Consider the following 24,683-nt stretch of genomic DNA (forward strand, 5'->3'; position numbering starts at 1 on the left):
CGGGCATGAGCGTCCACCTGAATGCCGCGCGCCTGGTCAATGTCGGTCAAGCCGCCATTCACCCCCCTGCGTCCGAGCTTGAGAGGCGTATTCAAAGGTTTCTGGGAAAGGTGCACAGAAATCAGCGCCCGTCGCACAACCCCGCGGGCATCGCCGATGCCTGCGCTTTTTTTCTTGACAGCTGGTAGCCCACCCCATAAGGTTGTTAGCGATTGTTTCAGCATTCATCGGCTAGTGCGCCGGCCCGGAAATAGCTGCATGCAACGAAGTCGATGGCTTCATTCTCAAAAAAGCAGGCGCCCCCCTCAGTGACCACCGCAGCGGTATCGAGGACTTGCAGTGCGGTACCGAGTGTGAAAATCCGATTTCGTGAACATGTGGCTTGAGCGGTGACAGCACACTAGATTCGCGCAATGTGCTGTCCAGCATGAATGGCGCGACAAACGAACCGCCGCAAATGTGCCTCCCACGGGAGCGGACACGCATCAGCGTTGTCAATCACTACAGCGGACAGCCAGACATGAGCAGGATTTGTTTTCGTATTGCCACAATGATTCTCTTTGTGGTTGGTTTTTCCAGCCAGGCCTGGGCCCAGGCATTCACAGAAGATTTTGACAACATCACGTTGCTCACGGGCAATGGATGGTTCATGCAGAACAACAGCACCCCGGCCGGCTCAACCAGCTGGTTCCAGGGGACAGCAACCACAGCGACGCCAACCCCCGGCCCCTTCAACGCGTATAGCGGCGCAGCCAATGCATACATTGGCGCCAACTACAACAACACCGGCAGCACCGGCACCATCAGCAACTGGCTCGCGATGCCAAACCGGACGCTGCGCAATGGGGATGTGCTGACCTTCTTCACAAGAAAACCCACGGGGACCGACTATCCCGATCGGCTGGAAGTCCGGCTGAGCACCAATGGCGCAAGCACAAATGTGGGATCAGGCGCCACCGCCGTGGGGGACTTCACGGCGCTGCTGCTGAGCGTCAACCCAACGCTGGTGGCCGGCGGCTATCCCCAGACGTGGACGCAATACACCATCACTATCTCGGGACTTCCAGCCCCCACCTCTGGACGCATGGCGTTTCGCTATTTCGTCACCTCGGCCGGTGCTCTCGGAACGAATTCCGACTACATCGGTATCGACAACACGGTGTACACACCCTATGTGTGCCCGGCATTCACGATGACACCGGGGGGCGCGCTGGCCCCGGCAGTCTGGGGTCAGGCCTATAGCACCCCCCTTTCACAGACGGGTGCACTGGGAGCGCCAAGCTATGCGGTGACTGCTGGCGCTTTGCCCCCCGGGTTGACGCTGGGTGGTAGTGGCACCATCTCCGGCACGCCAACGGCCACTGGAACCTTCAACTTCACAGTGACAGTCGCGGACGCCAGCGGCTGTTCGGGTTCGCAGTCCTACTCCATCCAGGTCGAGGCCAATGTGCCTGGTGCGCCCCAGAACGTCAGCGTCACGGCTGGCAACGGGCAAGCGACCGTGAACTGGCAAGTACCATCCCACGATGGCGGCAGCGCCATCTCCGGCTACACGGTCACAGCGGTGCAAGACAGCAGCAAAACGTGTACGACCTCGGGTGCGCTCGGCTGCACGGTCTCTGGCCTCACCAACGGATCGGCGTACAGCTTCCGCGTCGTGGCTACCAACAACAAGGGGCCTTCCGCCGCAGGCATCAGCAATGTGGTCACACCAACACTTTCGACGGTGACCGGCACGGTACCTGGCATGTCAGGCACCGGCTCAGTCACCCTCGCTGGCGGAGGCGCAAGCTGTACGCTGGATTCCAGCTCCGCATTCACGGTGCCTTCTACGGCCCCCGCCAACCGCACCTTGCCTCATGGCGCGTTCGAGTTCCTCGCCACCGGCTGCACCGGCAGCGTCACCATCTCCATCACGTACCCGACTCCGTTGCCTGAAGGCGTGCAGTTCTGGAAGTTCGGACCGGCTACGGCAGGAGCACAGACCTCCACCTGGTTCTTATGGACCGAGGCAGTGCTCAGCCCGGACCGCCGCACAGTGACGTACAGCATCACTGACAACGGCATAGGTGATTCAGACATTGCCGCAGGGCGTATCCGCGATCCGCTGGCTCCGGCACTGGGCTCTGACCCCACCAGCATCCCGGTCAACAACCCGTGGGCACTGGCTGCACTGGCTGCCATCCTGGGTTGGATGGGACTGCGCAGGCAACAGCGCGGTTCTGCAGGATAGTTTTGTCGACGGGGCTGGAATGACCGGCCCATTTCAGCCGACTGGCACGATGGAATCCAGCGGCCACCGCGGCTTCACATCAAACGCATAGTCGGTGTTCGCCTCCTGTTGCCCCGCCTGCAGCCGCATTGCCGCCGCCATGGCGATCATGGCCCCGTTGTCGGTGCACAGGTGCAATTCGGGGTAGTGCACCCGCACCCTGGCCGCCGCGCAGGCAGCATTGAGCTGCGCCCGCAGATGCCGGTTGGCGCCCACACCACCGGCCACCACCACGCGCTTGAGGCCGGTCTGCTTGAGCGCCGCCAGCGTCTTTTTCACCAGCACCTCGACGATGGCGGCCTCGGTGCTGGCCGCCAGGTCGGCCTTGCGCGCTTCGAGCCCGTCGCCCAGTTTTTTGGCCTGGGTCAGCACGGCGGTCTTGAGCCCGGCAAAGGAGAAGTCGAGATTGCCGCTGTGCAGCAGCGGGCGCGGCAGCTTGAAGGCCGCCGGATCGCCCTGCTCGGCCAGGCGTGACAGCGCCGGCCCTCCCGGGTAGCCCAGGCCCATGAGCTTGGCCGACTTGTCGAAGGCCTCGCCCGCCGCGTCGTCGATGGTCTCGCCCAGTATCTCGTAGCGGCCCACGCCGTCCACCCGCATGAGCTGGGTGTGGCCGCCGGAGACCAGCAGGGCCACGAAGGGGAACTCGGGCGGGTCCGCGCTCAGGAAGGGCGAGAGCAGGTGCCCCTCCAGGTGGTGCACGCCCAGCACCGGCTTGTCCAGCGCCGCGCCCAGCGCGCAGGCCACGCCAGCCCCCACCAGCAGGGCACCCGCCAGGCCCGGGCCGCGCGTGTAAGCGACCACGTCCACATCCGCCAGCGTCTGGCCGGACTCGGTCAACACTTGCGTGGCCAGCGGCAGCACGCGGCGGATGTGGTCGCGGCTGGCCAGCTCGGGCACCACGCCACCATAGGCCTGGTGCATCTCGATCTGGCTGTGCAGGGCGTGGGACAGCAGGGTGGGAACGGCATCGCCCGTGGAGCGCACCAGCGCCACGCCGGTCTCGTCGCACGAGGATTCAATTCCGAGGATCAACAGACTCATGCCCCGAGTGTAAAACCCGGGCTCGCGGGGGGCCTGATGCAAAAACCCCTGCCGGCGGTGGCCGGCAGGGGTCGTGCATCCCCAGGGTCACAGGCCGCGCCTACCAGCGGTCCGAGCGCATGCGCAGCTCCCAGCTGCCGCTGCGCAGTTCGTACACGCCCACCGCGCCGTAGCGCTGCTCGCCCTTGTCATCCCAGGTCATCGTGCCGATCACGGGCGCGTAGCCGTTGATGCCGTGCATGGCCTTGGTGATGTCCTTGGGGTCCGCGGACTTGGCCTTCTGGATGGCAGCCGACAGCACGTACATGCTGTCGTAGCTGTAGTGCCCGCCGTACGCGGGCGGCTTCTTGTAGGCATCGATGTACTTTTCCAGGAAGGGCTTGCCCGTGGAAAACTCCTTGGCTTCCAGCACGGGCGAGGTGGCATAGACGCCCTCGACGATGCCGGCCCCCTTGGTCATGTCGGTGGTCTTGATGGTGTCGCCGCCCAGCAGGCTCACCTTGGTGTGCCCCACCTTGCGCAGTGCTTCCAGCAGCGCCAGCGCCTGGAAGTCATTGAGGGTGGAGACGATCACCTCCACCTTCGCGGCCTTGAGTTCGCCGGCCAGTTCGTCGAATGCCGTGGTCTTGTCGTCGAAGGACTTGCGCACCACCACCTCTTTCTTCTCGGCCTTGAGCTGCGCGGCGGCCCCGTCGGCCAGGCCCTTGCCGTAGGGCGTGCCATCGTCCAGCGCGGCATAGCGCGCGGCGCCCAGCTGGGTGGCGGCAAACGAGCCGATGGCGCGCGCCTGCAGCGTGTCGTTGCCCACCATGCGGAAGGTGGTGGAAAAACCCAGCTGCGTGAACTTGGGGTTGGTGGAGATGGCGATCTGCGCGATGTCCTTGGCCGCGTAGATGGGCGCGGTCTCGATGCTCACGCCCGAATTCAGGTGCCCGATGACGGCCACCACGCCGGCATCCACCAGCTGTTGGGCCACCGTCTTGCCGGTGGCCGCGTCGGCCTTGTCGTCCACCGCCACCACCTCCAGCGTCACCCGCTTGCCGTCCACGGTGTAGCCGCCCTTGTTCAGTTCGGCCACGGCCAGGTTCACGCCATTGAGCAAGTCCTGCCCGAGGGCGCCCAGGGGGCCGCTCAAGGGCTGCGCCACGCCGATCTTGATGGTGTCGGGCACCTTGCCGCACCCGGACAGGAGCAGCAGCGCCATGGACGCGGCGGTGGTCAAGGCCAGCCCGGCGGCGAAACGGCGCCGGTCAATATGCTTGTTCATGCGGAATCCTCATCAATATGTCAATGTGACCAGATGTATATGCGACGACGGAGGAAAGGCGCTATCGGGTATGCCCTGCCAATCGGCAAACTATTAGCAAGTTTCAGACCCTGCAAGGCAAGGCCCTTGCCGGAACCGGGCGCCTGCCCGGGGCGCACCGCTTCGGCGCACCAATTTGTGGCGTAAAAATTGCTTATGCTCCGGGGTATGAACGAGTCTCTGCGCATCGTGGTGGTGGCCCCGGACCTGGCCATTGCCGACCCCGACGACGAACACGCCGTGCTGCAGGCGGAGCGTTCGCGGGCGCTGCGCATCGGGCTGCTGGAGAACAATTTCAACCTGATCGCCACGCTGCCCGCGGATGTGTTCCTGAGCGAGCGGATCGCCCAGCTGCAGCCCGACCTGATCATCGTGGACGCCGAGAGCGAGGCCCGCGACGCGCTGGAACACGTGGTGGTGGCCACGCGCGACGAACGCCGCCCCATCGTGATGTTCACCAACGACGAGGACACCTCGCACGTCAAGGACGCGGTGGCCGCGGGCGTGTCGGCCTACATCGTGGCCGGCCTCGCGCCCCAGCGCATCCGCCCCATCCTGGACGTGGCGATGGCGCGCTTCCAGCACGAGCAGGCGCTGCGCGCCGAGCTCGCCGATGCCAAGACCGAGCTCAAGGACCGCAAGACCATCGACCGCGCCAAGGGCCTGCTCATGCAGCGCCAGGGCCTGACCGAGCAGGCCGCGTACGAGAAACTGCGCAAGACCGCCATGGACAAGGGCCTCAAGCTCGTGGATGTGGCCCAGCGCATGCTCGACGTGATGGACCTGCTCGGGTAAGCAGGTCCTCCTGAGGCGCTGCGCGCATCGGTGCAGCCGCCAGAGGCCGCCCGCTCCTGGGGACGTCCAGACTGCGCGGGCAGTCTTGGAGCCTCGGCCCCTGGCCCCTCCTCTCGAATCGCTGCCCGGCTCGGGAAAGGGGACGATCCCCTCGCTGTGGAGCGGTCCTTGCCCGGCATCCCCGGCCTGGGCCACGCCCAGGTCCACCGGCTTCTCCCGGATGGTGCGCCGCACAAAGGCAGTGCGGCATTCACCGCGCGCACCACCTCCGCGCGTTTGCAGGTCAAAAAGGCCCCCAGCGCTTGATCCATTTGCGCAAGCAGCTATTAATTCAATAGCAAACCATGCGCCGAACTGATGCGGAGCCCGTGCGGCAAGGCCTGGCACGCCACTTGCATTAACCCCTGCGAGACCAATGGCGGTCTCACCCCCACACAGCACGGGCCCAAAGGCGGGCCGGTGCTGGGCGAGCCCTTCATCGGGTATCGCCATGGACAGAGGCGTCCCTCACCGACCGGTGCTGCATGTATGCAGGCTGCTCGGGAGGACGCCTTTTTTGTTTTCAACGCTATGAGGAAGTGCCCCATGACCGATCTGCTCAAAACCAGCCTCAACCGCCGCACCGTGCTGCAGGCCGCCACCGTGGGCGCCGTCGGCGTCAGCCCCGCGCTGCGTGCGCTGGTGCACGCCCAGGGCTCGGACGCGCCGGAGAAGAAGGAAGTCAAGATCGGCTTCATCCCGCTGACCGACTGCGCCAGCGTGGTGATGGCCTCGGTGCTCGGCATCGACAAGAAGTACGGCGTGACCATCATCCCCACCAAGGAAGCCTCCTGGGCCGGTGTGCGCGACAAGCTGGTCAACGGCGAACTCGACTTCGCCCACGTGCTGTACGGCCTGGTCTACGGCGTGCACCTGGGCCTGGCCGGGCCCAAGAAGGACATGGCCGTGCTGATGAACCTGAACCACAACGGGCAGGCCATCACGCTGTCCAAGAAGCTCGCCGACAAGGGCGCCGTCAATGGCGCGGGCCTGGCCAAGCTGATGGCCAGCGAGAAGCGCGAGTACACCTTCGCACAGACCTTCCCCACCGGCACGCACGCCATGTGGCTGTACTACTGGCTGGCGGCCAACGGCATCAACCCGATGAAGGATGCCAAGGTCATCACCGTGCCCCCGCCACAGATGGTGGCCAACATGCGCGTGGGCAACATGGACGGCTTCTGCGTGGGCGAGCCCTGGAACCACCGCGCCATCATGGACGGCATCGGCGTGACGGCCACGACCACGCAGGACATCTGGAAGGACCACCCCGAGAAGGTGCTGGGCACCACGTCCGAATTCGTGCAGAAGTACCCCAACACGGCCCGTGCCGTGACGGCCGCCATCCTGGAGGCCAGCAAGTGGATCGACGAAGGCCTGGCCAACAAGAACAAGATGGCCGAGACCATTGCCGGCAAGGCCTACGTGAACACGGGCGTCGATGCCATCAACCAGCGCATCCTGGGCCGCTACCAGGACGGCATGGGCAAGACCTGGGACGACCCCAACCACATGAAGTTCTTCAACGAGGGCACGGTGAACTTCCCCTACCTCACGGACGGCATGTGGTTCCTCACGCAGCACAAGCGCTGGGGCCTGGTCAAGGACCACCCCGACTACCTGAACGTGGCCAAGGCCGTGAACCGCATCGACGTCTACAAGCAGGCGGCCGCCGCTTCCAAGACGCCGCTGCCCAAGAGCGAAATGCGTACGAGCAAGTTCATGGACGGCGTGGTGTGGGACGGCAAGGACCCCGCCAAGTACGCCGACAGCTTCAAGATCAAGGCGTAAGCGCCCTGCCCCGTCCACCCTGCACAGGAGAACACCATGGTCAGTGCCGTCTTTCACTCCCCGCTGGATGCAGCCCCCGTGGTTGCACAGAACGCTATGAATAATGTAGCTAGCAGCGCTTCGCCCGCAAGCGCCAGAAGCCAAAAGCAGTCAAAAACGGCAATGGTGGCAAGCCCTGCGCCCACGGCACCTGCAGCCCCCGCCGGTCGCGACTGGGCGGCGCTGTCGCGCGGCTTCTGGATGGCGGTGCTGCCGCCGCTGTGTGGCCTGGGCTTGCTGGTGGGTCTGTGGGCCGTGGTGTCAGCCACCACGGGCAACAGCATTCCCGGCCCGGTGGAAACCTGGAAGCAGGCGCTGGAAATCTTCAGCAACCCGTTCTACCGCAACGGTCCCAACGACCAGGGCGTGGGCTGGAACGTGCTGATGTCGCTCGAACGCGTGGCCGTGGGCTTTGGCATGGCGGCGCTGGTGGGCATTCCGGCGGGCTTCGTGATCGGGCGCTTCAACTTCCTGTCGCGCATGTTCAACCCGCTCATCAGCCTGCTGCGCCCGGTGTCTCCATTGGCCTGGCTACCGATCGGCCTCCTGGTGTTCAAGGGTGCCAACCCGGCCGCCATCTGGACGATCTTCATCTGCTCCATCTGGCCCATGATCATCAACACCGCCGTGGGCGTGCAGCGTGTGCCGCAGGACTACATGAACGTGGCCCGCGTGCTCAACCTGTCGGAGTGGAAGATCGCCACCAAGATCCTCTTCCCCGCCGTGCTGCCCTACATGCTGACCGGCGTGCGCCTGGCCGTGGGCACCGCGTGGCTCGTGATCGTGGCGGCCGAGATGCTGACTGGCGGCGTGGGCATCGGGTTCTGGGTGTGGGACGAGTGGAACAACCTCAACGTCAAGAACATCATCATCGCGATCTTCGTGATCGGCATCGTCGGGCTGGTGCTGGAGTTCGCGCTCATCAAGCTGGCCACTGCGTTCACCTTCGAAGAGGTCAAAACCTGACCCACCCCTGAGCCGCGCCTGCGGCGCGTCATCCCCTCAGGTGCCCCCCCAGTGGCCCGGCCAAGCCGGTGCCGCGGCGGTCCTCGAAACAACCCGGAGTTCCTCATGCACACCTCTCTCACCACCAAGTTCATCGAAGTCCATGGCGTGGAGCAGACCTTCAAGACCGCCAAGGGCCTGTTCCCGGCGCTGCGCGACATCAACCTCACGATCGCCAAGGGCGAGTTCGTCGCGCTGATCGGCCACTCGGGCTGCGGCAAGTCCACGCTGCTGAACCTGATCGCGGGGCTGACCACGCCCACCAACGGCGCACTGCTGTGCGCCAACAAGGAGATCAGGGGCCCGGGGCCGGAGCGCGCCGTGGTGTTCCAGAACCACTCGCTGCTGCCCTGGCTCACCTGCTTTGACAACATCTACCTCGCCGTGGAACGCGTGTTTGGCGGCAAGGAAACGAAGGCCCAGCTCAGGGCCCGCACCGATGCGGCGCTGGCGCTGGTGGGCCTCACGCACGCCGGGCAAAAGCGCCCCGGCGAGATCTCGGGCGGCATGAAGCAGCGCGTGGGCATCGCCCGTGCGCTGAGCATGGAACCCCAGGTGCTGTTGATGGACGAGCCCTTCGGCGCGCTCGATGCCCTGACCCGCGCCAAGCTGCAGGACGAGCTGCTGGAGATCGTGGCGCGCACGCAGAGCACCGTGGTCATGGTCACCCACGACGTGGACGAGGCCGTGCTGCTGTCCGACAAGATCGTGATGATGACCAACGGCCCCGCCGCCACCATTGGCGAGGTGCTGGCCGTCGACCTGCCCCGCCCCCGCCGCCGCGTGGAGCTGGCCGAGGACCCGCGCTACGTGCAGTGCCGCAAGGCGGTGATCGACTTCCTGTACACGCGGCAGGCGCATGTGGAGAAGGCGGCCTGACTGCCAGAGTCTCCGGGGCTTTTCCCCGGCGGGCATCGGGAAGCGGCCTTGGCTTGGGCCAATACGGCACAATGCGGCCCCATCCGCAGGCCGCATTCGCTTCTTGTGGAAGACGGGCCTGGCATCCCGCATCCATGGCGACTTTCCACATGACATCTCCCCCTTTTTTCAGGCCCCACCAGCCCACCGCAAGCGCCGCCTTCCAGATTGACCAAGCCTTCCAACAGGCCCTGACCCTGCATCGCAGTGGACAACTGCAGGGCGCTGCCAACCTCTACCAGCAGATTCTGGCCAGGAGTCCCCATCATCCTGGTGCATTGCACATGCTGGGCGTGGTGGCGCTGGGCAGCGGCGCATTTGCAGACGCGCAACGGCTGATTGGGCAGGCAGTGCGGTTGTTGCCACAGGATGCGGGTGCTCACGTGAATCTGGCTCTGGCACTGGCCGGGGGCGGCAAGCCCCAGGAGGCCCTAGAGCGCATCAATCAGGCTCTAGATCTGCAGCCAGAAATGCCCGCCGCACAAATGAACCGCGTGGGCATCCTCATCAAGGCAGGTTTTCACGAAGAAGCCCTGTCCAGCGCTAGCCAACTTATCGAAGCGGGGCACGACCACCCCGAGCTACGGGTCAACCAGGGGATTGCCCTGCTGGAACTGAAAAGGTCCGAGGAAGCGATTGCCGCTTTCGAGCACGTGCTGGCGGCAGCCCCTGAAAACCTCAAGGCCCTCAACAACCTGGCGTGCGCCCTCATAGAAACAGCTCAGCTTGATGCGGCCATCGCTGCAGCCGACCGGGCGCTGGCGATTCACCCTCAGTATGCAGAGGCGTGTTTGACCAAAGCCCGCGCGCTCGCTGCGCAGGGCCTGCTTTTAGAAGCAGAACCTTTGCTGCGGCGTGCCGCCGAACTGCAGCCTGGCAATGCGCAGGTGGTGCTGGACCATGCAGGCTGCCTTCTGGACCTGCACCTCCACGAACAGGCCATTGCGCAAGTGGAAAATGCCCTTTCCATCAATCCGCAGCAAGCCAGCGCCTACGTCATCGGCGGACGGGCTCTGGCAGGAATGGGAAGGCACGATGACGCGATCGCCAACTACCAAAAGGCCCTGGAAATCGACCCCGCGCTGGAGGCTGCCCACTTTCACAAGGCGGCATCGGAAATCGACCTCAAGCGATTCACCGCCGCCATTGACAGCCTTGCGCATTGCCACGCCGATCCAGCCGTCGCGCAACCCGTGCGCATGCATATCTGCGACTGGACAGGATTCGATTCCTACCTGGAGGAATTGCGGAGCAAGGGTGCGCTGCAAAGAAGCAGCCCCTTTCCCTTCCTTGCGATAGTGGACGACCCACTCCTTCACCTCCAGCTGGCGCGTGCATATCTGAAATTGCATCGGCTGGACAAAGCTGCACAGCACAGCTTCCCTGCACGGCGGCCCGGACGCATCCGAGTGGGGTACTTCTCTGCAGACTACTTCACACATGCCACCACCTACCTGATGGCCGAACTGTTCGAAAGCCACGCCAAGGAACAGTTCGAGATTCACGCGTTTTCGCTTGGCCCCCAGATGATGGATGGCATCCGCCGCCGTATCGAGCAGAGTGTGGACCATTTTCACGAGGTCGATGGGCGCACAGATCAGGAGATCGCCGCCATGGCTCGGGGCCTGGGAATCGACATCGCGGTCGACTTGAAAGGATTCACCCGGGATGGGCGCATGGGCATTTTTGCCAACCGCTGCGCACCCGTTCAGGTGAGCTATCTCGGCTACCCCGGCACCACCGGTGCCGATTACATGGACTATGTCATTGCAGACGAAGTCGTCATCCCCCCGGAGCACCAGGGATTCTTCACTGAAAAAGCAGTCTGGATGCCGTACAGCTACCAGGTCAACGACAGCCGCCGCCCCATCTCCGACCGCCAGTTCACACGCGCGGAACTGGGCCTGCCAGACAGCGGATTCGTTTTCTGCTGCTTCAACAACAACTACAAAATTCTTCCGGACACCTTTGACTGCTGGATGCGCATCCTGAAGGCGGTACCTGGCAGCGTTTTGTGGCTGTTCAAGGACAACGAGGCCGCCGCCGAGAATCTCGTCAAGGAGGCCGAAAAGCGCGGCGTGGGTGGCGCTCGCCTGGTCTTTGCACAGCGGATGCCGCTGGACGACCATCTTGCGCGCCATCGGGCGGCAGATCTTTTCATCGACACCCTGCCCTACAACGCCCACACCACTGCCAGCGACGCGCTCTGGGCCGGGCTACCCGTGCTCACGCTCGCGGGCCAGGCCTTCGCGGGACGAGTGGCCGCCAGCCTGCTCACCGCAGTGGGTTTGCCCGAATTGATTACCCACACCCCGCGGGACTACGAAGCCCGTGCCATTGAACTTGCCAGCCAACCCGAGACCTTGGCGGCCGTTCGTGCCAAGCTTCAAAGGCTGCGCACCAACTCGCCGCTGTTTGATGGTCAACGCTTCACACGCGACCTCGAAACGGCCTACCGGATCATGTTCGAGCGCCAGCAAGCCGGTGAGGCTTGCGAGCCGATTCTCGTCGCCGGCTAGCAGCGGCTTCTCGGCCGATACAGGCTGCCGGCCAACCGGTTTTCTCGCCCACGCGCCTGGGCTGCCGGGCATCTCCTGCCGTCAGCGCGCCCCAGTGATGTACTGCTCCAGCTGCTCGATGATGAATTTCTGCTCGGAAATGATGTCCTTGACCAGGTCACCGATGGAAATCATGCCCACGAGCTTGCTGCTGTCGTCCACCACGGGCAGGTGGCGCAGCCGGTTGCCGGTCATCAGCTGCATGCACTGCTCGCTGGTGTGGTCGGGCCGCACGAACAGCACGGCGGTCGTCATCACGTCCCGCACCTGGGTGACCGAGGACGTGCGCCCCATGAGCGCGATTTTTCGCGCGTAGTCCCGCTCGGTGAAGATGCCCACGATGTCGGCGCCTTCGGTCACGATCAACGCGCCGATGCCCTTGTCCGCCATGAGCTTGAGCGCATCGAACACCGAAGTGGCGGGCCCGATGGTATGCACGGTGGCATCGGGTTTGGATTGAAGAATCTTGGCGACTACGGTCATTGGAACCTCCCTCGTGATGGCTGAAACAGGTACAGAGTGATTTCAGCCCATAAGCCTTGCCGATGCAACCCGCGCAAGTGCCATTCACCACACCTTTGGCGCGTTCCCCACGGACTCGATGCACATGTTTCGCACTTGTTGCATTCGGGAGAACCCGAAACAAACCGAAAAGAACCGAAACCGCGCTGAGACGACGCATGCCGCGCCGCCCGGCACGATACAGCCCATGTCCAACGCGCTTTCGAAAGGATTCACCGCCCACCTCTCCTGCCACCACGATCGCTTGCGACTGGCTACCGGCCCTCGGGCCGCAGGCAGAAAGACAGGCGTCTGGATTGTTTCAAAAACTGGAACAGTTAGTTTGCGACCGAGTAGTTTTTCTATGTACCACCGCGGCGTACAGTTCATCCCATCGATGAGCCGAACCCGCAAGGCGACTCACCGAACCCGGTTTGAAGCAGTTGTCACTTTCCGCTTTGTCCCGGTTTTTTCTGAGACGCTTTTTAATTTCAAGGATTTTCATCATGAACAAGACCGCCCGCTTCCTCTCCATCGCCGCCGTGGCTGCTTTCGCTTCGTTCGGTGCCCAGGCCGACGAGGCCGATGCCTCGCAGTTCGCCACGAAGTTCGAGACGAACCGCACCCGCGCCGAAGTGGCCGCCGAAGCCGCCACCGTGGCCCAGACCCGCTCCATCGAGCCCGCAGGTTCGCGTGTGGTGACGTATCAATCCACCGCCGACCGCGCCGCCGTGCGTGCCCAGGCCGCCGATGCCGTGCGCACCGGCCAGATCCCTTCGGGTGAGCGTGGTTGATCAGCGTTTGATTCGCTGAATCCAGGCCCTCTCCTGCTGCGTATTTCCAAGTACATCGCCCTCATTTTTTTGAATTTCACCGGAGTTTCACCATGAACAAGACCGCACGCTTCCTCTCCATCGCCGCCGTGGCCGCTTTCGCTTCTTTCGGTGCCCAGGCCGACGAAGTCGATGCCTCGCAGTTCGCCACGAAGTTCGAAACGAACCGCACCCGTGCCGAAGTGCAAGCCGAAGCCTCGGCAGTACCCCAAACCAGCGGTGCCATCCCCGTCGGTTCGCGTGCCTTGGTCTACACCTCCACCGCTGACCGCAACGCGGTGAATGCCCAAGCTGCAGACGCCCTGCGCACTGGCAAGATCTCGTCCGGCGAAATCGGCTCCCTGTAATCCGTCCGGCCCGCGCCGCAAGGCGGTGCGGGCAGGCAGTTGCAAATGCAAAAAGGCCGAGGCCCCTTTCGGGGCCTCGGCCTTTTGTCTTTGGGAGCCGCAATGGCGTTGCGGCAGCCGCGTCTCACCCAGGCTTATTTGCTCCCACGCGCCTGCGCCACGGCGCCCTGCACGTCCTTCCACAGCGCCTCGCCCACGTTGGCGGCAATGCTGGTGTTGACCGCCCCCAGTTTCTCGCGCATGCGGTTGGCTTCTGCGGGCGACAGTTCGTTGACCTGCATGCCCTTGGCCTTGAGGTCGGCCAGCGCCTTGTCGGCCTCGGCGCGCGTATCCTGGCGCTCGAAGTCGCGGCTCTTCCTCGCGGCATCGAGCAGCACCTTCTGCTCGGCCTTGTTGAGGCCGTCCCAGTACTTCTTGCTGACCAGCACGATCCAGGGGCTGTAAACGTGGTTGGTCACCGTGAGGTACTTCTGCACCTCGTAGAACTTGCTCGACAGGATGGTGTTGTAGGGGTTCTCCTGGCCGTCCACCGTGTTGGTCTCGAGGGCGGTGAACAGTTCCGAGAACGGCAGTGGAACAGCATTGGCTCCCAGGGTCTTGAAGCTGTCGAGGAACACGTTGTTCTGCATCACGCGCAGCTTGATGCCATTCATGTCCTCCAGCTTGGTGACCGGGCGCTTGCTGTTGGTCAGGTTGCGAAAGCCGTTCTCCCAGTACACGAGGCCCACGAGGCCCTTTTCCTGCAGCTTGTCCATCACCTTCTGGCCCACGGGGCCGTCCAGCACCACGTCGGCCTCCTTCGCGTTGTTGAACAGGAAGGGGGTATCCCAGATCGCCATTTCCTTGGTGATGCCCACCAGCGTGGCGGTGGAGCCCACCATCATCTCCTGCGCACCGCCGACCAGCGCCTGCTGCATCTGCACGTCCGAGCCCAGGGCGGCGGCGCCGATGGCGCGCACCTTCATCTTGCCGCCCGAGGCCTTTTCGACCTCTTCGGCGAACAGCTTGGTGGCACGCCCCTGGTTGGACACTTCGTTGAGGCCGTAGCCAAACCGGATGATGCGTGGCTTGAAGTCCTGCGCGGCGGCCTGGAACGAGCAGGCAAGGGCGGCCACCGACAAGGCGGCCAGAAGGGTGCGGCGGAAAGTTTTCATGGTTGTCTCCATTAGCGGGGGGGAAAGGAAAAAAGAGAGGAGGAAACGGGCGGTCAGCGCAGCCACACCACGGGGGCGGTGACGATCTGTGGAAAGGCGACCAGCAAGGCCAGGATCAGCACGTAGGTGAAGAGGAACGGGTTCACGCCCTTGATCACGCTGTGCATTGATATCCGCCCCACCCCGGCCACCACGTTGAGCACCGTGCCCACCGGCGGCGTGATGAGGCCGATCGCGCCGTTGAGCACGAACATCAGGCCGAAATACACCGGGTCGATGCCCGCCTTCACGGCGATGGGCAGCATCACGGGCGCGAAGATCAGGATGGTGGGCGTGAGGTCGAGCGCCGTGCCGATCAGCACCAGCACGATCATCATCACCGCCATCAGGAGGCGGGGGTTCTCCACCAGCGGACCCAGCCAGCTGGTCAGCACATTGGGCAGGTCGGCCAGCGTGATCATGTAGCTGGCCACCTGGGCGCCCGCGCAGAGGAACATCACGATGGAGGTGGTCTTGGCCGCACGCACCAGCACGCCGTAGATTTCCGCGATCTTCATTTCGCGGTGGACGAACAACGCCACCACCAGCGCGTAGAACGCGGCCACCACGGCGGCCTCGGTGGGCGTGAAGACGCCCGACTTCATGCCGCCGATGATGATCAGGGGCATCAGCATGGCCCAGAAGGCACGCACCGTGGCGCGCAGGCGGTCCTTGACGGGCAAGGGTTCGCCCTGCGGCAGGTCCATGCCGCGCAGCACCCAGCGCCAGGCGAAGATGAGGCCCGCGCCCATCATCAGGCCCGGCACGATGCCGGAGACGAACAGCGCAGAGATCGAGGTGTTGGTCGTCACGCCGTAGATGACGAACGGCATGGAGGGCGGGATGATGGGCGCGATGATGCCGCCCGAGGCGATCAGCCCGGCCGACGTGTTCATCGGGTAGCCCTGCTGGCGCATCATGGGCAAGAGGATGGTGGCCAGCGCGGCCGTATCGGCCAGCGCGGAGCCGCTCATGCTGGCCATGAGCACCGCCGCGCCGATGGCCACGTAGCCCAGGCCGCCCCGGATGTGCCCGACCCAGGCCTGCGCCATGTCGATGATGCGGCGGCTGATGCCGCCCGAGTTCATCAGCTCGCCAGCCAGGATGAAGAACGGCACGGCCAGCAGCGGAAAGCTGTCCACCCCCGCCACCAGGTTCTGGGCCAGCAGCTGCGCATCCCAGAAGTCGAGCACCCACGCCATGCCCGCGCCCGTGAGCACGAGGGCCAGGCCCATGTTCATGCCTGTGCCCATGAGCACCAGCATGCCCACGGAGAAAACAACAAAAGCCTGCGCTTCGGGTCCCAGGGACATCATCGGTTACTCCACCTCGGCGCCGTGACCCAGGTCCAGCGGCTTGCGTTGAATCAATTCGATCAGCGCCATGACGCCGATGGCGACAGCGCACAGGAAGGCGGGCAGCGGCAACAGGGCCGCCGGGTAGCCCAGCACCACGGAATGGCTGTCCATGCCGACGATCACCTGGTGCCAGGCGCCCCAGGCCAGCATCGCGCAGGCCGCAATCACCAGCAGCCGGATCAACGCCGTGAGCGCTCCAAATGCCAGGGGACGCTTGGCGAGCAGGCCCGCCAGGCTGGTGAAGGCCATGTGCTCGCCGGCGGGGTAGGCCGCCGCGGCGCCAATGAAAACCATCCACACGAAAAGCAGGCGCGAGAGTTCTTCGCTCGCCACGACGCCACTGCCAAAGCCGTAGCGCAGCACCACATTCACGAACACGGCCACGGCCATCACGGCCAGGCAGGCGGCCATGAGCACCTGGGAGGCGGCGACGTACCGGCTGGGCCGCACGGGGGTGGAGTCTTCCGGGGTGGTCATGCGGCCTCCGTGGCGGCGATCCAGGCCGAGGCCTGCTGTTGAAGAACGGCCAGGGCGGCCAGTGCATCCAGCCGCAGCACGCCCGCCTCGCCCACGGGCGACTCGAGCGTGGCGAACTGGCTGTCCACCAGCGCGCTGGAAAAGAAATGGGTCCCGGCACGGTCGGCCACGCGCTGGCCCGCGCTGGCACGGTCGATCTCCAGGAAAACGAACCGCAGCCCCGGGCAGGCATCGCGCAGGCGGTCCCGGTAGGACTTCTTGAGCGCGGAGCACGTCAGGACCGCGCCATGGGGCTGCGCCTGCAGCAGCTGCCCGAGCGTGGCGAGCCACCCCTCGCGGTCTGCATCGGTCAGCGCGATGCCCTGGCGCATCTTTTCACGGCTCGCCGGGCTGTGGTGGTCGTCTCCCTCGATCAGCGGCAGGCCCTCGGCTTGCGCCAGGGCCGAGCCCAGGCTCGACTTGCCGCACCCCGCCACGCCCATGACCACCAGAAAAACCGTTGACGGCAAGACACTCATATTGGTAGCGCTATCCAATTGATCCATAAAAAAGGCACCCTGGCTGGATGCCGCAATAACCGTGGCAACTTTTGCAACTTCGTCCAAAATGGGCGTCAATGCCTTGTCCCATCGTTTGGACAGCGCTATCCTAACCACATCGATCCGCACCCCAATGAGGGTTAACCCTTGAACAAACCCGAGACAAGGCGCCGCTCCAGCGGCCGCATGACACTGAGCGACGTGGCCCAGGCCGCCGAGGTCAGCCCCATCACCGCCTCCCGCGCGCTGCGCGGCGAGCGCGGCGTGGCGCAGGAACTGGTGCAGCGCGTGAAAGACGCCGCCCAGCGGCTGGGCTACGTGCCCGACCCCGCCGCCAGGGCCCTCGCCTCCCAGCGCAGCGTGCAGGTGCCCGTGCTCGTGCCCCTGCTGTCCAACGCCCTGTTCGTCGACGTGCTGGAGGCCGTGCACCGCGCGCTGTTCCCCCACGGCTACCAGGCGCTGATCGGCGTGACCCACTACGACCCGCAGGAAGAAGAGCAGCTGCTGCGCACCTACCTGGCCCACCGCCCGGCGGGGCTGCTGGTCACCGGCTTCGACCGCACCGAGGCATCGCGCCAGATGATCGCCGCCAGTGGCGTGCCGTGCGTGCACCTGATGGAGATGACCTCCGCGCCCGGCGTGTACTGCGTGGGCTTTTCGCAGCAGGACGGGGGCCACGGCATGACGGCCCATCTGCTGGCCCGGGGCCGTCGCCGCGTGGCGTTTGTCGCGGCCCAGCTCGACCCCCGCACCATGCAGCGCGCCGAAGGCTACCGCCGCTGCCTGAAGGAAGCGGGCCTGTATGACCCGAAGCTGGAACTGCTCAGCCCCCAGCCCTCGTCCATGCGGCTGGGCGGAGAACTGCTGGAGGAACTGCTGCGCACCCGCCCGGGCGTCGATGCCGTGTTCTTCTGCAACGACGACCTGGCGCAGGGCGGCCTGCTGGCAGCGCAGCGGCTGGGCCTGCAGGTGCCCGGCCAGGTCGCCATCGCGGGCTTCAACGACCTGGCCGGCAGCGACCAGATGCTGCCGCCGCTGACCACGGTACGCACGCCACGCTCGGCCGTCGGCGAGGCCAGTGCGCGCATGCTGCTCGCGCTGATGCGCGGCGAGGCGCCCGAGCGGAACTCGGTCGACCTGGGCTTTGAGTTGACCGTGCGGGGGAGCACCTGAAGGGAGGAGCAGCACAGGGGCCGGAAACCCTGGATTTTTAGCCTTTTTGGCCTCCAGCCCTCATGCATAAAGCGCTAGCCGCTATGGTTTTTGATTTCACCAAGACCCCCGCCGCGCCCAGCCCACATCCTCAGCCCGCGCCCATGGCCTCGTGCCAATACCCGACCGTTGCGCCCCGGGCCAGAAGGTGCGCCACGGCCGAGCCAGGAGCCACCCAGCGAATGTAGGGCGTGGGGTCGCCGGCCAGCACCTTGAGGCCCACGGCCGTGCCAGAGGAGCCGGGCACGCAGGGGATGGGATTGGCCAACGTGCCCGGCACCAGTTCGGCGTATTCCGCCAGCGTGTCCTCGTGCTCGCGATAGCCGCGGTAGCGGTCGTATGTTTCGCGGTCCACCCGGGCCCAGCAGATGAAACCCAGCGGCTTGAGGTCATCGGCCTTGAACGGGACTTCCAGCTCACAGCTGATGAAGTACTGCTCGTCGCCGATGCGGCAGGTGAAGTCGTCGTCGAACACGAGTTCATGCTCACGCTCGAGGGCAGGGTCCGGCAGCCGCCACATCATGTAGGGCGAGAGTTCATCGTGGTCCTTGCCGCAGCTCGCGCAGGTGTATGCCATAGGGATCGACTCCTGTGATGTGCGCACTATGCACCGGCGTGGCGTGCCACGGACACCGCGCGTCCTGGTACGGCAACAGCGGCGTGCCGCTTGGCCACGCCTTCAGCGCACCGGCCCGCACAGGACGGCTGCCCAGCTTGCCGACGCACTCCAGCCCCCGGCCACGGGCCGATGGAGGTACGGCTGCACCAGGCACCAGCCCTGCGCCGCACAACGGTGCCTGCGTTCTCTTGCAGCAGGCGCGCACGCAGCCATGCAGGCAGGTCGCGATGAATCGTTCGGTGGTTGAAAGTGCCATGGTCTCCATCAGCAGGCAGGCACCCGCGCCCTGCCCTGGCCGCGAAGGCTACCGCACACCGCCGGCCGCGGCCACCCTACCGGCGGGGGGCGGGCGTGCAAGAACCCATGTCCCGCGAGGCCGTGGGCCGCCGCCCACGCAACCGGCCGCCCGGCGCCTGTCAGACGGGCGCCAGCGCGCGGCTGGAAGACTTTGCCGCCTGGCCGCCCTTCATCTCCTTGCGCAGCGCCACCGCATCGCGCGTCTGCGCGGGCGCCGAGGCATCGATGCGGAACACCTGCACCGTCTCGGTCATGGTCTGGGCTTGGCCGTTGAGCTGCATGGCCGACGCGGCGTTCTCCTCCACCAGCGCGGCGTTCTGCTGCGTGATGGTGTCGAGCTGGGCCACCGCCGAGTTCACCTGCGAGATGCCGCTGAGCTGTTCGTTGGACGCGCTGTGGATCTCGCCGATCAGCGTGTTCACCCTGCGCACCAGCTCCAGCGATTCGGCCATGGTCTTCTGCGCGGCGTCGGTTTTTTCATGGCCCTCGCTCACCTTGGTGGCGGAGTCGTCGATCAGCTGGCGGATTTCCTTGGCGGCGGACTGCGTTCGGTGCGACAGGCTGCGCACCTCCGACGCCACCACCGCGAACCCCCGCCCCTGCTCGCCCGCGCGCGCGGCCTCCACGGCCGCGTTGAGCGCCAGGATGTTGGTCTGGAACGCGATGGAGTCGATGAGCTGCGTGATCTCGCTGATGCGGCCCGACGCGGCCTGGATCTGCTTCATCGTGCTGGCCACGCCATCCACGGCCTCGCTGCTGCGCTCGGCCACCCCGGTGGCCTGGGTGGCCAGCACCGTGGCCTGGCGCGCCGACTCGGCGGTTTGCTTGACGGTGCCGGTGATCTCCTCCATCGACGCGGCCGTCTGCTGCAGGTTGCCGGCCTGCGCCTCGGTGCGCGCCGACAGGTCCTGGTTGCCCTGCGCGATCTCGCGGGTGGAGACCTGCATGTGCTCGCTCTCCTGGCGCGCGTCGCGCACGATGGACAGCAGGTTCACGTTGAGCTGCGCCAGCGCCTTCTGCAGGTCGCCCACCGTGTCGCTGCGCGTGGCGCTGATCTTCTGCGTCAGGTCGCCTGCCGCCATGCGGTTGGCCCAGCGCAGCATCTGCGCCAGCGGCGCGACCGTGACCTTGTGCAGGTAGGCCGCCATGGCCAGCGCCAGCAGCGCCACGGCCACCCACGCCACCCCGGACGCGAGCGTCACCGCATGCCCGCCCAGCCATGCGGCCCCGAACGAGGCGAGCACCAGCAGCAGCGTGCAGAGCATCATCTTGCCCAGGGGCCCCAGGCGCACCCAGCCGGCGACGCGCCCCCAGGACGTGTTCTTCACCAGCTGGCCCGCGCGCAGCACGTGCACGGACGTGCCGGCCTGCTTCTCGGCCTGCATCTGCCGGTACAGCCGGTCGGCCGCCTGGATCTCTTCGCGCGTGGCCTCGGTGCGCACCGACATGTAGCCCGTGGGCTGGTCGCCCTGCATCAGCGGCGTCACGTTGGCCATCACCCAGTAGAAAGAGCCGTCCTTGCGCCGGTTCTTGACCGCCGCCGACCAGGGTGCGCCGCTGGCGATGGTGTCCCACATGTCACGAAACGCCTCCTCGGGCATGTCCGGGTGCCGGATCATGTTGTGCGGCTGGCCCAGGAGTTCTTCCTTTTCGTACCCGCTGACCTCGATGAACATCGGGTTGCAGTACAGGATGCGCCCCTTGAGATCGGTGGTGGACACCAGGGTCTGGCCGGCGGGAAACGCATATTCCTGGGTGCTGACGGGCAGATTGACGCGCATGGTGGGTCCCTCATCAAAGAATGGGAATAGGCCGTTGCTCGGTCCACCGCCCCCTGGCACCACAAGACACGCCAGGCACGGATGCAAACCATGCTAATCCAGGAACTTGCAATCCTGAAACAAATTCGGGCCGTGCCGCGCCAAAATTCCCCAAACAGGTGCATCGCGCCCACACCGGGTTGGTGCGTTGCGCTGCACCATTCCAGGCACCCCGCCGGCCGGGCACCCATCCCGGCCGCAGCGAACGCTGGCGCATGACGGCGCCCGGGCTGGGTTCCTTTTGCGCTTTGGCAATGCACCGGCTTGGCACAGCCATTGCTTGAGGAAGCCTGCGGCCAATGCGGGCCGCGTGTCAGCCCGGTGCAACGGCGGATTGGGCGAACAGGACGTTGGCGTCTTCATGGGCAGGCACAGGCTGGGACACAGCCCGAGCAGTCCATGCAGGCGCCTTTTTGTTTTTCTGCCCGGCTGGGGTGTGCTTGCGGCAGGCACCACGGCCCTTTTGCGCAAGATCGCCATGCTTCAATTTCGCGAGTTCCTCAAGTCCGGCCACGCCCCCACGCTGTGGTCGTCCTTTCTGTATTTCGGTTTCTCGTGCGCAATCTGGGTGATCAACGGTGCCATGGCGCCGTTCATCCGCGAAGCCTTCCAGCTCACCCCCACGCAGATGGGCATGATGCTGTCCATCCCCATCTTCGCGGGCGCGCTCATGCGTTTTCCGCTGGGCATCCTGGCGCAGTACATCGGCCGCAAGAACGCCACGCTGGTCGAGATGGCCGGCATCTTCCTGGCCATGGGCTTTGGCTACATGTTCGTGCACACCTACAACGACCTGCTGGCCATGGGCATCCTGCTGGGCGTGGCGGGCGCCAGCTTTGGCGTGGCGCTGTCGCTGGGCTCGGGCTCGTTTCCGCCGCGCTACAAGGGCCTGGCCATGGGCATCGTGGGCGCCGGCAACGTGGGTACGGCGGTGGCCGCCCTGCTCGCCCCCGCGCTGGCGCAGAAGTTCGGCTGGCAGGCCGTGTATGGCTTTGCCGCCGTGAGCGTGGCCATCCCCGCGCTGGTGATGGCCGTCTACGCGAAGGAACCCCCGGACCTCGCGGCCCACAGCAGCTTTCGTGAACACATTGCCTGCCTGTTCGAGAAGGACGGCTGGGCCTTCAGTCTGATCTACGCCGTGACGTTTGGCGGCTTCATCGGCCTGACCGCCTTTTTGCCCAGCTACTTCTACGACCAGTTCAGCGTGAGCAAGGTACAGGCGGGCCAGCTCACGATGATGGCGGCCTTTCTGGGCGCGGCCCTGCGCATATTCGGCGGCTGGCTGTCGGACCACTGGGGCGGCGTCAACACACTGACGGGCGTGCTGGCCATCACGGCCGTGAGCATGGTGCTGTGCGGCCTGGCAGAGAACTCGCTGCCCATCACCATGCTGCTGTTCCTGGTGTGTTTTGCGGCGCTGGGCGCGGGCAATGGCGCACTGTTCCAGCTGGTGCCGCTGCGCTGGCCGCTGACCACGGCGGTGGCGGGCTCGATGATCGGTGAAATCGGCGCGCTGGGCGGCGGCCTCATCCCCAATGGCATGGGCATCTCGCGCCAGTACACGGGCACTTACCTGTGGGGTTTCGTGGGCATCGCAGTGTGTGCGCTGGCCATGCTGCTGCTGCTGCGCGTGATGCAGATCCGCTGGACGCGGACCTGGGCCGAACGCGGCGGACGGGCCAGGACTTCCTCCTGAGGCGTTGCGGCCTTGCCTTGTGCCTGCCCCCGGGGGTGCGGGCACGGGCCGCCCGAAAGGAAAAGCCCCTGCCCGGCATCCCCGCAGGGGCCGGGGCGACTTCAGTGGCCGCGCACCACCTCGATGTTATCTTGAAGGAGAAACAGGCCCTGGCGCTTTCTCCATCAGCGCCAGCAGCTATGTTTTCAATAGCAAGCAACCACCATTGCCGCCCCCTACCGGGGCAGGAACAGCAGCCAGTAGATCAGCAGCAGGTTCACCAGCACGCTCACCGCGAGCGCGATCTTCCACAGGGCCGTGGCATCGCGCTGCATCAGGGGCTGGGGGCCGGGGGCCGACAGGGGCCGCGACGCGCCGCGCTCCAGGGCCAGCAGCAGCTCCTCCGCCGTCTCGAAGCGCTGCGCGCGGTGGCGCGCCACGGCCTTCAGGGCGATCTGGTCGAGCCAGATGGGCACGCCCGGGTTGTGGCGGCTGGGGGCCACGGGGTCGCGGTGGTAGCGGCCCAGCTGGTACTGCACCACCTCGCCATAGGGCAGGCGCCCGTGGCTGAGCAGCTGGTACAGCGTGACGCCCAGCGCGAACAGGTCGCTGCCCGCGTCGGGCAGCTGGCCGGCGGGATCGCCGTTGCGTTCGTAGCCCGGCCACTGCTCGGGGTTCATGTAGCTGGGGGTGCCCGCGTGCAGGCGGCGCGTGGCCTCGGGCTCGCGGCCCGAGAGGGCCACGCCCAGGTCCAGCACGCGCAGCACGCCGTCGTCGCCCAGGTGCAGGTTGTCGGGCTTGATGTCGCGGTGCACCACGCCCTGGCGGTGCAGCCAGCCCAGCACGCGCGCGGCCTGCACGGTCACCGTCACGGCCTGCCCCACGGCCAGGTGCTGGCGGTGGCGCAGGCGCTGCCCCAGCGTGTCGCCGGAATGCCAGTCGTACAGCAGGTAAAACGCGCTGGCCCCCGCGCCGTCGCCCGTGCCGGTGGCACCCAATGGCCAGTCGTTGAGCCGCGCCAGATGGGCTGCGGCCTGGCCCGACTGCATGCGCCGCGCCACCCAGGCCTCGTGCGCCAGCGTGGCCCGCTCCTGCGCGTCGTGGGCGCGCGCGGGCAGCAGGGTCTTGAGGGCATACAGCCGCTGCGTGGCCCCGTCGCGCACCTGGTAGATGCGGTGGATGCCACTGTCGGCCACCAGGGCCGTCACCGTGAGGCCATCCACGGTGTCGCCCACCTTGAGCAGGGGCAGCACGGGCAGGTCCTGCGCACGGCGGGATTCATCCTGCAGCGTGGCCTCCAGAACGCCCTGCACCTGCACGATCAGCGCGGTCACGTTGTCGCTGCTGCCTCGGCGCAGCGCGGCCTGCACCAGCCCGTCGCTCAGGGCCTGCGCCGGCCCGCCCTGGCGCAGCAGCTGGCGCAGTTCGCGCACGGGAAGGCTGCCGTGCACGCCATCGGAGAGCAGCACGAACAGGTCGCCGCTGTGCAGTTCGCCCTGGCTGTAGTCCACCACCACATGGTCATCCAGGCCCATGGCGCGGGTGAGCTGGTGGGCGAAGTCGTGCTGCGACATCACGTGGTCGGCGGTCAGCTGCTGCAGCCGGCCGCCGCGCAGCAGGTAGGCCCGCGTGTCGCCCACATGGGCCAGCGTGTACGACTGGCCGCGCAGCACCAGCGCGGTCACGGTGGTCAGCCCCACCGCGGGCTGGCGGCGCCGGTTCATGGACGCGAGCCAGCCGTTGTGGGCGGACAGGATGCGGTCCAGCGCCACCGTGGTGTCCCAGGTGTCGGGCGTGGCGAAGTAGTCGTTCACCAGCGTGTTGACCGTGGTCTGGGCGGCCTCGCGGCCGTTGCCGCCCGTGCTCACGCCATCGGCGATGGCGGCGATGGCACCCCGCTCGCGCTCGCGCCCCTGCCCGGACACCAGCGCGGCGAAGTCCTCGTTCAACGCCTTGCGCCCGGCCTGCGAGGTGTAGCCAAAGTCCAGTTCAAAACTCATGCACCAGCTCCATGCAGGTTTCATGCCCAAGGTGGTGCATGCCGCGCC

The 24,683-nt window shown here is 65.8% G+C and carries 20 protein-coding genes; 10 read left to right on the top strand and 10 right to left on the bottom strand.

Annotated elements, in window-relative coordinates; all coding sequences use genetic code 11:
• Positions 1–520 precede the first annotated feature (520 nt).
• The gene (locus tag AC07PV_RS07350) at positions 521–2,233 is read left to right on the top strand and encodes an IPTL-CTERM sorting domain-containing protein (protein WP_494629832.1); all 1,713 of its coding nucleotides are present in this window, start codon (positions 521–523) and stop codon (positions 2,231–2,233) included.
• A 33-nt stretch (positions 2,234–2,266) separates the two neighbouring features.
• Here AC07PV_RS07350 and tsaD read toward each other — a convergent pair whose 3' ends face one another.
• Entirely contained in the window at positions 2,267–3,313 is a 1,047-nt protein-coding gene (gene tsaD / locus AC07PV_RS07355; RefSeq protein ID WP_369641897.1) for a tRNA (adenosine(37)-N6)-threonylcarbamoyltransferase complex transferase subunit TsaD, read from the bottom strand.
• Between the two features lie 100 nt (positions 3,314–3,413).
• Positions 3,414–4,580, bottom strand: a complete 1,167-nt coding sequence (locus AC07PV_RS07360) for a branched-chain amino acid ABC transporter substrate-binding protein (RefSeq protein ID WP_218293884.1) — start codon at positions 4,578–4,580, stop codon at positions 3,414–3,416.
• A gap of 207 nt (positions 4,581–4,787) precedes the next feature.
• Between AC07PV_RS07360 and AC07PV_RS07365 the strand changes: the two genes are divergently transcribed.
• From AC07PV_RS07365 to AC07PV_RS07385, 5 genes are all read left to right on the top strand, one after another.
• Positions 4,788–5,414 (top strand): ANTAR domain-containing response regulator, encoded by a 627-nt coding sequence (locus tag AC07PV_RS07365; protein WP_218293883.1) that lies wholly within the window; start codon positions 4,788–4,790, stop codon positions 5,412–5,414.
• A gap of 585 nt (positions 5,415–5,999) precedes the next feature.
• Entirely contained in the window at positions 6,000–7,244 is a 1,245-nt protein-coding gene (locus tag AC07PV_RS07370) for a CmpA/NrtA family ABC transporter substrate-binding protein (protein ID WP_218340636.1), read from the top strand.
• A gap of 36 nt (positions 7,245–7,280) precedes the next feature.
• Positions 7,281–8,249, top strand: coding sequence for a nitrate ABC transporter permease (gene ntrB, locus AC07PV_RS07375; protein WP_494629834.1), 969 nt, complete (start codon positions 7,281–7,283; stop codon positions 8,247–8,249).
• Positions 8,250–8,354: 105 nt separating this feature from the next.
• Complete coding sequence (locus tag AC07PV_RS07380) at positions 8,355–9,167, top strand: ABC transporter ATP-binding protein (protein ID WP_369641895.1); 813 nt, start codon at positions 8,355–8,357, stop codon at positions 9,165–9,167.
• Positions 9,168–9,316: 149 nt separating this feature from the next.
• The gene (locus AC07PV_RS07385; RefSeq protein WP_494629835.1) at positions 9,317–11,725 is read left to right on the top strand and encodes a tetratricopeptide repeat protein; all 2,409 of its coding nucleotides are present in this window, start codon (positions 9,317–9,319) and stop codon (positions 11,723–11,725) included.
• A gap of 81 nt (positions 11,726–11,806) precedes the next feature.
• Here AC07PV_RS07385 and AC07PV_RS07390 read toward each other — a convergent pair whose 3' ends face one another.
• A complete protein-coding gene (locus AC07PV_RS07390; protein ID WP_218293878.1) occupies positions 11,807–12,247 on the bottom strand; it encodes a CBS domain-containing protein in 441 nt (146 codons plus the stop codon).
• Between the two features lie 524 nt (positions 12,248–12,771).
• Between AC07PV_RS07390 and AC07PV_RS07395 the strand changes: the two genes are divergently transcribed.
• Together AC07PV_RS07395 and AC07PV_RS07400 are read left to right on the top strand one after the other, a co-directional pair.
• Positions 12,772–13,059 (top strand): DUF4148 domain-containing protein, encoded by a 288-nt coding sequence (locus tag AC07PV_RS07395; protein ID WP_218293877.1) that lies wholly within the window; start codon positions 12,772–12,774, stop codon positions 13,057–13,059.
• Positions 13,060–13,151: 92 nt separating this feature from the next.
• Positions 13,152–13,445, top strand: a complete 294-nt coding sequence (locus AC07PV_RS07400) for a DUF4148 domain-containing protein (protein ID WP_218293876.1) — start codon at positions 13,152–13,154, stop codon at positions 13,443–13,445.
• 134 nt (positions 13,446–13,579) lie between these two features.
• Here AC07PV_RS07400 and AC07PV_RS07405 read toward each other — a convergent pair whose 3' ends face one another.
• The 4 genes from AC07PV_RS07405 to AC07PV_RS07420 are packed head-to-tail and all read right to left on the bottom strand — an operon-like array spanning position 13,580 to position 16,955.
• Complete coding sequence (locus AC07PV_RS07405; RefSeq protein WP_492806012.1) at positions 13,580–14,599, bottom strand: TRAP transporter substrate-binding protein; 1,020 nt, start codon at positions 14,597–14,599, stop codon at positions 13,580–13,582.
• Between the two features lie 53 nt (positions 14,600–14,652).
• Positions 14,653–15,951 (bottom strand): TRAP transporter large permease, encoded by a 1,299-nt coding sequence (locus AC07PV_RS07410; protein ID WP_494629837.1) that lies wholly within the window; start codon positions 15,949–15,951, stop codon positions 14,653–14,655.
• Positions 15,952–15,957: 6 nt separating this feature from the next.
• Positions 15,958–16,473, bottom strand: coding sequence for a TRAP transporter small permease subunit (locus AC07PV_RS07415; RefSeq protein WP_218293873.1), 516 nt, complete (start codon positions 16,471–16,473; stop codon positions 15,958–15,960).
• Positions 16,470–16,955 carry a gluconokinase gene (locus AC07PV_RS07420; RefSeq protein ID WP_218294444.1) on the bottom strand — a complete coding sequence of 162 codons (486 nt, stop codon included), beginning with the start codon at positions 16,953–16,955 and terminating at the stop codon, positions 16,470–16,472. Before AC07PV_RS07420 ends, AC07PV_RS07415 begins: the two co-directional genes overlap by 4 nt.
• A 204-nt stretch (positions 16,956–17,159) precedes the next feature.
• On the opposite strand from AC07PV_RS07420, the gene gntR reads away from it, so the two are divergent.
• Positions 17,160–18,185, top strand: a complete 1,026-nt coding sequence (gntR, locus tag AC07PV_RS07425; protein ID WP_494629838.1) for an HTH-type transcriptional regulator GntR — start codon at positions 17,160–17,162, stop codon at positions 18,183–18,185.
• 130 nt (positions 18,186–18,315) lie between these two features.
• Here the strand turns inward: gntR and AC07PV_RS07430 are convergent, their stop codons facing one another.
• Together AC07PV_RS07430 and AC07PV_RS07435 are read right to left on the bottom strand one after the other, a co-directional pair.
• A complete protein-coding gene (locus tag AC07PV_RS07430) occupies positions 18,316–18,801 on the bottom strand; it encodes a DUF2199 domain-containing protein (protein WP_494600465.1) in 486 nt (161 codons plus the stop codon).
• 458 nt (positions 18,802–19,259) lie between these two features.
• Positions 19,260–20,921 (bottom strand): methyl-accepting chemotaxis protein, encoded by a 1,662-nt coding sequence (locus tag AC07PV_RS07435; RefSeq protein ID WP_218293871.1) that lies wholly within the window; start codon positions 20,919–20,921, stop codon positions 19,260–19,262.
• Positions 20,922–21,438: 517 nt separating this feature from the next.
• On the opposite strand from AC07PV_RS07435, the gene AC07PV_RS07440 reads away from it, so the two are divergent.
• A complete protein-coding gene (locus AC07PV_RS07440) occupies positions 21,439–22,656 on the top strand; it encodes an MFS transporter (RefSeq protein WP_218293870.1) in 1,218 nt (405 codons plus the stop codon).
• Positions 22,657–22,871: 215 nt separating this feature from the next.
• On the opposite strand, the gene AC07PV_RS07445 is transcribed toward AC07PV_RS07440, so the two are convergent.
• Positions 22,872–24,635 (bottom strand): bifunctional protein-serine/threonine kinase/phosphatase, encoded by a 1,764-nt coding sequence (locus AC07PV_RS07445; protein ID WP_492254864.1) that lies wholly within the window; start codon positions 24,633–24,635, stop codon positions 22,872–22,874.
• Positions 24,636–24,683 lie beyond the last annotated feature (48 nt).

Source organism: Acidovorax sp. GW821-FHT09A11, assembly GCF_059418365.1.

What these genes read in the sequence shown, in the direction of transcription:
- AC07PV_RS07350 (WP_494629832.1), top strand. Translation starts at nt 521, where the DNA reads ATGAGCAGGATTTGTTTTCGTATTGCCACAATGATTCTCTTTGTGGTT.
- tsaD (WP_369641897.1), bottom strand. Translation starts at nt 3,313, where the DNA reads ATGAGTCTGTTGATCCTCGGAATTGAATCCTCGTGCGACGAGACCGGC.
- AC07PV_RS07360 (WP_218293884.1), bottom strand. Translation starts at nt 4,580, where the DNA reads ATGAACAAGCATATTGACCGGCGCCGTTTCGCCGCCGGGCTGGCCTTG.
- AC07PV_RS07365 (WP_218293883.1), top strand. Translation starts at nt 4,788, where the DNA reads ATGAACGAGTCTCTGCGCATCGTGGTGGTGGCCCCGGACCTGGCCATT.
- AC07PV_RS07370 (WP_218340636.1), top strand. Translation starts at nt 6,000, where the DNA reads ATGACCGATCTGCTCAAAACCAGCCTCAACCGCCGCACCGTGCTGCAG.
- ntrB (WP_494629834.1), top strand. Translation starts at nt 7,281, where the DNA reads ATGGTCAGTGCCGTCTTTCACTCCCCGCTGGATGCAGCCCCCGTGGTT.
- AC07PV_RS07380 (WP_369641895.1), top strand. Translation starts at nt 8,355, where the DNA reads ATGCACACCTCTCTCACCACCAAGTTCATCGAAGTCCATGGCGTGGAG.
- AC07PV_RS07385 (WP_494629835.1), top strand. Translation starts at nt 9,317, where the DNA reads ATGACATCTCCCCCTTTTTTCAGGCCCCACCAGCCCACCGCAAGCGCC.
- AC07PV_RS07390 (WP_218293878.1), bottom strand. Translation starts at nt 12,247, where the DNA reads ATGACCGTAGTCGCCAAGATTCTTCAATCCAAACCCGATGCCACCGTG.
- AC07PV_RS07395 (WP_218293877.1), top strand. Translation starts at nt 12,772, where the DNA reads ATGAACAAGACCGCCCGCTTCCTCTCCATCGCCGCCGTGGCTGCTTTC.
- AC07PV_RS07400 (WP_218293876.1), top strand. Translation starts at nt 13,152, where the DNA reads ATGAACAAGACCGCACGCTTCCTCTCCATCGCCGCCGTGGCCGCTTTC.
- AC07PV_RS07405 (WP_492806012.1), bottom strand. Translation starts at nt 14,599, where the DNA reads ATGAAAACTTTCCGCCGCACCCTTCTGGCCGCCTTGTCGGTGGCCGCC.
- AC07PV_RS07410 (WP_494629837.1), bottom strand. Translation starts at nt 15,951, where the DNA reads ATGTCCCTGGGACCCGAAGCGCAGGCTTTTGTTGTTTTCTCCGTGGGC.
- AC07PV_RS07415 (WP_218293873.1), bottom strand. Translation starts at nt 16,473, where the DNA reads ATGACCACCCCGGAAGACTCCACCCCCGTGCGGCCCAGCCGGTACGTC.
- AC07PV_RS07420 (WP_218294444.1), bottom strand. Translation starts at nt 16,955, where the DNA reads ATGGGCGTGGCGGGGTGCGGCAAGTCGAGCCTGGGCTCGGCCCTGGCG.
- AC07PV_RS07430 (WP_494600465.1), bottom strand. Translation starts at nt 18,801, where the DNA reads ATGGCATACACCTGCGCGAGCTGCGGCAAGGACCACGATGAACTCTCG.
- AC07PV_RS07435 (WP_218293871.1), bottom strand. Translation starts at nt 20,921, where the DNA reads ATGCGCGTCAATCTGCCCGTCAGCACCCAGGAATATGCGTTTCCCGCC.
- AC07PV_RS07440 (WP_218293870.1), top strand. Translation starts at nt 21,439, where the DNA reads ATGCTTCAATTTCGCGAGTTCCTCAAGTCCGGCCACGCCCCCACGCTG.
- AC07PV_RS07445 (WP_492254864.1), bottom strand. Translation starts at nt 24,635, where the DNA reads ATGAGTTTTGAACTGGACTTTGGCTACACCTCGCAGGCCGGGCGCAAG.